Source organism: Bradyrhizobium liaoningense, assembly GCF_018130955.1.
Classification (GTDB): Bacteria; Pseudomonadota; Alphaproteobacteria; order Rhizobiales; family Xanthobacteraceae; genus Bradyrhizobium; species Bradyrhizobium liaoningense_C.
The window spans coordinates 45,833-52,621 of record NZ_JAFCJM010000047.1 but is presented as its reverse complement, the minus strand read 5'-3'; the positions used below and the strand labels follow the sequence as shown (position 1 = coordinate 52,621).

The 6,789-nt window shown below is 64.1% G+C and carries 6 protein-coding genes; 4 read left to right on the top strand and 2 right to left on the bottom strand.

Annotation, left to right across the window (positions count from 1 at the left end):
* The first annotated feature begins 394 nt into the window (after positions 1-394).
* Entirely contained in the window at positions 395-2,080 is a 1,686-nt protein-coding gene (locus tag JQ632_RS28970) for a multicopper oxidase family protein (protein ID WP_212406055.1), read from the top strand.
* Between the two features lie 115 nt (positions 2,081-2,195).
* Here JQ632_RS28970 and JQ632_RS28965 read toward each other — a convergent pair whose 3' ends face one another.
* Positions 2,196-2,465, bottom strand: coding sequence for a hypothetical protein (locus JQ632_RS28965; protein ID WP_212406054.1), 270 nt, complete (start codon positions 2,463-2,465; stop codon positions 2,196-2,198).
* A gap of 59 nt (positions 2,466-2,524) precedes the next feature.
* On the bottom strand, positions 2,525-2,911 hold the full coding sequence (locus JQ632_RS28960; protein ID WP_212406053.1) for an MAPEG family protein: 387 nt from the start codon (positions 2,909-2,911) through the stop codon (positions 2,525-2,527).
* Between the two features lie 337 nt (positions 2,912-3,248).
* Between JQ632_RS28960 and JQ632_RS28955 the strand changes: the two genes are divergently transcribed.
* The 3 genes from JQ632_RS28955 (at position 3,249) to JQ632_RS28945 (ending at position 6,744) form a co-directional block, all read left to right on the top strand.
* The gene (locus tag JQ632_RS28955) at positions 3,249-4,451 is read left to right on the top strand and encodes an OpgC domain-containing protein (protein ID WP_212406052.1); all 1,203 of its coding nucleotides are present in this window, start codon (positions 3,249-3,251) and stop codon (positions 4,449-4,451) included.
* 44 nt (positions 4,452-4,495) lie between these two features.
* Positions 4,496-4,981, top strand: coding sequence for a DUF2059 domain-containing protein (locus JQ632_RS28950; protein ID WP_212406051.1), 486 nt, complete (start codon positions 4,496-4,498; stop codon positions 4,979-4,981).
* 149 nt (positions 4,982-5,130) lie between these two features.
* On the top strand, positions 5,131-6,744 hold the full coding sequence (locus tag JQ632_RS28945; RefSeq protein ID WP_212406050.1) for an acyl-CoA synthetase: 1,614 nt from the start codon (positions 5,131-5,133) through the stop codon (positions 6,742-6,744).
* Positions 6,745-6,789: the final 45 nt, after the last annotated feature.

Below are 6,789 nucleotides of genomic sequence, written 5' to 3'. Positions count from 1 at the left end.
AGCGAACCGCCGTATACGGACCCGTACGTACGGTGGTGTGGGAGGGGAGGAGCTGCGAGGCTCCCCCCTATCCCGATTTTGGCCAGCCGCGGTGGCTTCGCACCGATGCCGGCGGCTTTTACACGTCAGCACTCTTCTAATCTGAAGCGCGCGTTTGGCTCGCTCCGTCTCGACCGCGTGTCGATGCGTGCGTGACGTTCAGCCACGCGCTCCCGGCCAGATTGACCATCGTCTTCAGATTGTAGTATATCTCCTTTAGATTGTAGAACATTAAACTTACTCGTTGAAGTGAGTTGAGCCGGCTGTGCCGGGCCGGATGCGCTCGAGTGCAGCAAGACCGAGTGCAGCAAGAGACGTCATCTCGAAGCGCTGGTTTACCAATCGGGAGTGATCCATGTCGCATCTCCGGACGATTCAAGCCTTTGCTCTCGCTGTCTCGTTCGTTGCGGCCGGCGCCGGCATCGCAAAGGCCGACCGGGCCGGTTGCGAGTACAGGGATATCGACGTTGCGCGCTATGGCGAAAAACCGTTCCGCAATCCGCCCGAAATCGTCTCCGCGAACGGCGTGCTGAAGACCGCCCTCGACGTCCAGTACACCGATTCGAACACCGTCAGCATCGGCGGCTGCGGCGTCACGCTCCGGACCTATGGCGGACGCCTCGCCGGTCCGACGCTGCGCGCAAAGCCCGGAGACGTGCTCAACATCCTCCTGTCCAACAAGCTGCCGGTAGAAACGCCCGACCAGGTCAATCAGCAATTCGAGCAGGAGCGGTCGAACGCGCATTTGAGCGTCGTGCCCGCCTCGTTCAACACCACCAATCTGCATACCCACGGCCTGCACGTCTCGCCGGTCGGCAACAGCGACAACGTCCTGCTCGCGCTGCTGCCGCAGACGCAGTTCCCCTTCGAGATCAGGGTGCCGGCGAACCATGCGCCCGGCTCGTTCTGGTATCACGCCCACACCCATGGCTCGACGTCGATCCAGGTCGGCAGCGGCATGGCCGGCGCGCTCATCCTGGACGACGATGCGTCGAAGATCCCGCCTGCGCTGCGCGAAGCCAACAAGGGCGAGAAGGTCATGCTGTTCCAGACCATCCTCTACGACACCAATGGCGAGCTGAATCAGATCTCTGCGCTGTTTCCCGATCCGTCGCCCTGTCCGACGCCCAACCCCGGCACCTGGACCTGCAGCAAGCGGCAGATCACCATCAACGGCGATTTGCGCCCGGTGATCACGATGCGGCCCGGCGAGGTGCAGCGCTGGCGTCTCATCGACACCGGCTTCCGTGCCTCGCTCGCAATCCGGCTGGAAGGGCACCCCCTGCATGAGATCGCGCTCGACGGCCTCTATCTCGGCCGCGTCGATACCTGGCCCGCGGGGCAGACGATCGAGCTGCAGCCGGGCTATCGCAGCGACGTGCTGGTGCAGGCAAGCAAGACGCCCGGCCGCTACCGGCTGATCAACGGCGCGCTGACGGCCGCGCAATCGTTGCGCGCGGTTGCGCAGGCGGAGGAAGTGTTGGCCATCGTCGACGTGCAGGGCGAGCCCGTGGACATGGCGCTGCCGACCAGCGCCGAGATGGCCCCGCTCGCGCCGTTCCCGAACGTCGACCTGAAAGCGAAGGCGGTCGGCGTGCAGCAGGTCGTGTTCAAGCTCGGACAGGATCGTCCGGGCAATCGCAACTATTTCCAGATCAACTACGAGGCCTTCGACCCCAACCACACGCGCAAGGTGGTGTTGAACACCGTCGACCAATGGTCGCTCTCGACCATCGGCGATCCCACGGAGAACAACGGCATCCCGCCGCTGCCCCACGTCTTCCACATTCACGTCAATCCGTTCCAGTTCGAACGGCAGGGACCGTCCGGTCCGGAGACGGTCTGGAAGGACACCGTGCTGGTCCCGCCGCGGAAGCAGATCAACGTCTACACGCAGTACACCGACTACATCGGCGCCTTCGTCCTGCACTGCCACATCCTGGATCACGAAGACCTCGGCATGATGGAGGTCGTCGAAGTCGTCAGCCCGGAAGGCTCACAGCCGCTGCGCGCGTTCGTGGGCGGCGGACATCGTCACTGACGCGACAACCATTGCGACACGAAGCGACGCGACAAGCGCCGGCCCCCAGACCGCCGGCTCCGATCTCACCAAAATGGCCCGCTCCGCGGGCCATTTTTGTTTGGCGGGCCGGGCCTCACTTGCACTCGTCGACCGGATATTGCTGTCCGCCGCCGGCGCCCTTGAAGACGCCTACGAAGAATTTCTTGCCGCCCTTGCACCGGCTGATGCAGGCGGAAATTTCGCGCGTGCATGCGGCGGCATAGGTCTTGGCCTCCGCGCCCTGGCCGCTTGCCCAGGTCTTGCACTCCTGCGCCTGCGTCGTGCAGGAATTGGCAAGCGCGCTGACGGTGCCGCCGATGGTCATGAACGCGATCGTCGTGATGGCCAAAGTAAACTTCTGCATACAAACATCCTCTGAAAGTAAATCGTTTCTAGTCAACGTACGAAATGTTCGCGTCCCCCTCACACCACCACCAGCCCCACCGCAAGCACCAGCCCGCTGAGATACGTGAACAGCGCGCCTGCGAACCTTCCCGGGTTCGGGCGGTTCAGCGACTTTCCCCACAACAGGCTCGCGGCGAGCGCGAAGCGCGCGAGCGTGGCGATCACAATGGTCACGGTGATCCACATGGGCGCGGGGTGGATGGCGAACCACAGGAACAGCACGGCGAAGAACGGGGCGTATTCGGCGGTGTTGGCGTGCGCGCGCACGGCGCGGTGGACGGGATCGGTCGGGCTCGGGTCGTGGCCGATGCTGCGGCGGTTGCTGCGCCGCTGGATCGAGACGTTGAGCCCGAGGCCGAACAGCAGCAGGCCGAGCAAGGCGGTGCAGATGATGGCGATGTTCATGCGTGGTTACTCCCCCAAGGATGCGGCGGGAGAAGATCAGATCGGGCGGCGCCGGGGAAGGGCGGCGGGGCGGTCACGTCAGCAAATTGCCCCTGGCATCAGTGTTTTTGCCGCCCGCCGACGGCCATGCACTCCTGCGCTGCCGCGGCGCTGCCCGGCGCGGGGAGGGTGCAATGGCGTTGTTGCGTCGGGGGGCGTCTGGCGCGCTGAGGCAATGTTCGCTACAATCACCCTGCTTGGCCGCAGGGCTAGGTGACTTTTGCTTTGACGTTTTTATCATTGATTGGCCTGGCGGCCGCCTTTGGCCGCTGCACTGTTTTGCAACATGAGCGAAGCCATGACCACACGGGATCCGGCAGCTCTCTTGTCACCAGTCGAGCGCGACCTCCGGCTCGATCTCTTCCGCGGCATCGGCCTGTGGATGATCTTCCTCGATCACATCCCGCACGACGTCGTGGCCTGGCTCACCCTGCGCAATTACGGCTTCAGCGACGCCGCCGAGTTTTTCGTCTTCATCTCCGGCTATCTGGTCGGCTGGATCTATGGGCCGATCGTCGCGGGCGGCTGGTTTCTCGCGGCGGTGAAGCGGCTGTGGACGCGTGCGGCCGAGCTGTACGTCGCGCACATCATGCTGTTCCTGCTGTTCACCGCGCAGATCGCGCGCACCGCGCGGCGCTTCGACAATCCGATGTACGAGCACGAGTTCAACGTCTTCAACTTCCTCCAGCATCCGGACGAGCTGATCGGCCAGGCGATCCTCTTGAAATACAAGCCGGTCAATCTCGACGTGCTGCCGCTCTACATCTCACTGGTGTTCTTCGCGCCCTTCATGGTGTGGTGCCTGACCAAGCGGCCGAACCTCACGCTGGCAGGCTCCGCGGTGCTCTACATCCTGGCGCGCTGGTTCGACTGGAACGTCGCCTCCTATCCGCCCGGCACGACCTGGTATTTCAACCCGTTCTGCTGGCAGCTCATGTTCGTGGTCGCGGCCTGGTGCGGCATCGGCGAGATCGATAAGATCGCGAAATGGGTCTGGTCCAAGCCGGTGATGGCGCTCGCGGCGGCCTGGATGGCGTTTGCGCTCGTGATCGTGATGACCTGGCACATCCACACGCTGGAAGCCATGATTCCGAAATGGATGATCAAGGCGATCTATCCGATCGACAAGACCGACCTCGACATGCTGCGCTTCACCCACTTCCTGGCGCTGGCGATCTGGGTCACCTATTTCGTCTCGCGCAAATGGAGCCTGCTGGACACCAACTGGCTGCGCCCGGTGATTCTGTGCGGCCAGCATTCGCTGCCGATCTTCTGCCTCGGCGTATTCCTGTCGTTCTCCGCGCACTGGATCCTGACCCAGTACACCAAGGGGGTCTGGCAGCAGCTCGCCGTCTCCCTCGCCGGCATCGTCATCATGTGTGTCGTGGCCTGGCTGCTCGACCGCGCCAAGCGGGTGCCGAACCTGTTCGTCAGGGTGACGGAGGTCGAGGAGCCGGAGGTCGAAATCGTGCGGGTGGGCGCCGCGCCTGCGAAGCGTTGAGATGACCCGCGCAGTCGAGTTGGGATTTTTCGTGGAGGGGTCTTATGTCGAGAGCCTTTTTGACGATCGGCGTGCTTCTGCTCCTCGTCTTCGGTGCCGCCGCGCAGACGCCGTCGCCGGAAGCGCTCGGTGCAGCGCGAAAACTCGTCGTCACCCTGAAGATTGCGGATCAGTATCGCGCGCTGCTGCCGCAGCTTTTGCTCAAGCTCAGGCCCGTGGTGGCGCAGGACCGGCCCGAGATCGAGCGCGACTACGACGCCATGATCGCGCCGGGCTCTGATATCTACACCCCGTTCCTCAACGCGATGATCGACCAGATGGCCGCGGTCTATGCCCAAACCTTCACGCTCGACGAATTGCGCCAGATCGAGGCCTTCTACGCCCACCCGGCCGGGCAGAAGTTTCTGGAGAAATCCGACGCGCTGGCGCAGGCAAGCGCGCAGATCGGCCAGGACGCCAGCCGCAAGGCCGCCGACGAGCTGAAACAGCGCCTCACCGAGGCGCTGCGGCAGAAGGGGCATAAGCTCTGAACGAGCGTTCCTAGGCAGCGAAAGCCGGCAGTTTCCACGTCCGGGTTGCAACCTGGAGCACGCACCGGCCGCCCGGTGCACGATAGCGTCCTCACGCAAGCAACGCTCCGTTCAAGCAATCAGGAAAGGAGCTTCAGGGAGGACACACCATGACCGGCGAAACCGCAGCCACCATCTCGAAAGCCCGCGAGCATGCGATCGGCGACCTCCTGCGCCGTTCCGCTAGCCGCGATCCGGGCCGGCTGGCGGTGGCCTGCGGCAGCGTGAGCTGGACCTTTGCCGAGATGGACGCCGTCTGCAACCGGCTGGCGCGCGGCCTGCTGGGCCTCGGCGTGACGAAGGGCGACCGCCTCGCGGTGCTGTCGCGCAATTCGCACGCTTTCGCTGCGCTCCGCTTTGCGGTGGCGCGGATCGGCGCGGTGCTGGTGCCGATCAACTTCATGCTCAATCCCGATGAGATCAATTTCATCCTCAAGAGCTCCGGCGCAAAGCTGCTCGCGACCGGGCCCGATTTCGTGGACGCCGCCCGCGCCGCCTCGGCCAGGGATTGCGCGGTCGAAAAGCTGATCTGGCTGCCGGGCGAGGATCCCGCCACGGCGCCGGCCGGTCTCACCACCTTCGACGATCTGCTGCATGCCGACGGCTCCTTCCTCGAAGCCTCCGTCGACAGCCGCGATCTCGCGCAGATCGTCTACACCAGTGGTACGGAATCGCTGCCCAAGGGCGCGATGCTGAGCCATGAGGCCGTGATGTGGCAATATGTAAGCTGCATCATCGACGGCGGCATGAGCGTGGAAGACAAGGTGCTGCACGCGCTGCCGCTCTATCACTGCGCCCAGCTCGACGTCTTCCTGGGGCCGCAGATCTATCTCGGCGCCTCCGGCGTGATCACGGGCAAGCCGACCGCCGACAACATTCTGGCGCTCATTGCGGCTCACAAGATCACCGCTTTCTTCGCGCCGCCGACGATCTGGATCGCGATGCTGCGTTCGTCCAACTTCGACAAGACCGACCTGTCGACGCTGCAGAAGGGCTATTACGGCGCCTCGATCATGCCGGTGGAGGTACTGCTCGAACTGCAGCGCCGGCTGCCGAACGTCAAATTCTGGAATTTTTACGGCCAGACGGAAATCGCGCCGCTCGCCACGGTGCTGAGGCCGGAGGATCAGCTTCGCAAGGCCGGTTCGGCCGGCAAGCCGACGATCAATGTCGAGACACGTGTGGTCAACACGGCGATGGAGGACGTCGGGGTCGGCGAAGTCGGCGAGATCGTGCACCGCTCGCCGCATCTTCTGTCCGGCTATTACAACGATCCCGTGAAGACCGCCGCGGCGTTTTCCGGCGGCTGGTTCCACTCCGGCGATCTCGCCACCGTCGATGCCGAGGGCTACATCACCGTGGTCGACCGCGTGAAGGACATGATCAAGACCGGCGGCGAGAACGTCGCGAGCCGCGAGGTCGAGGAGATGGTCTACCGCATTCCTGCGGTCTCGGAAGTGGCCGTGGTCGGCCTGCCCGACCCGCGCTGGATCGAGGCGGTCACCGCGATCATCGTGGTCAAGACCGGCGAGACGCTCGACGAGGAGGGCGTCATCAGGCACTGCGCCGGCCAGATGGCGCATTTCAAGGTGCCGAAGCGGGTCATCTTCGTCGACAGCCTGCCCAAGAACCCCAGCGGCAAGCTGCTCAAGCGCGAGCTGCGCCAGCGTTTTGTCGGGGCTGATACCCTCGACAAGGCGATCCAGAAGAATTTTGGCACTTGAGGCGGAGCACTTCGCCGCGAGCGTCTGGCAAGTCGCGCGCGAAGG

Bases quoted from the DNA above. Each gene is read 5' to 3' on its own strand.
- JQ632_RS28970 (WP_212406055.1), top strand. From the start codon at position 395: ATGTCGCATCTCCGGACGATTCAAGCCTTTGCTCTCGCTGTCTCGTTC.
- JQ632_RS28965 (WP_212406054.1), bottom strand. From the start codon at position 2,465: ATGCAGAAGTTTACTTTGGCCATCACGACGATCGCGTTCATGACCATC.
- JQ632_RS28960 (WP_212406053.1), bottom strand. From the start codon at position 2,911: ATGAACATCGCCATCATCTGCACCGCCTTGCTCGGCCTGCTGCTGTTC.
- JQ632_RS28955 (WP_212406052.1), top strand. From the start codon at position 3,249: ATGACCACACGGGATCCGGCAGCTCTCTTGTCACCAGTCGAGCGCGAC.
- JQ632_RS28950 (WP_212406051.1), top strand. From the start codon at position 4,496: ATGTCGAGAGCCTTTTTGACGATCGGCGTGCTTCTGCTCCTCGTCTTC.
- JQ632_RS28945 (WP_212406050.1), top strand. From the start codon at position 5,131: ATGACCGGCGAAACCGCAGCCACCATCTCGAAAGCCCGCGAGCATGCG.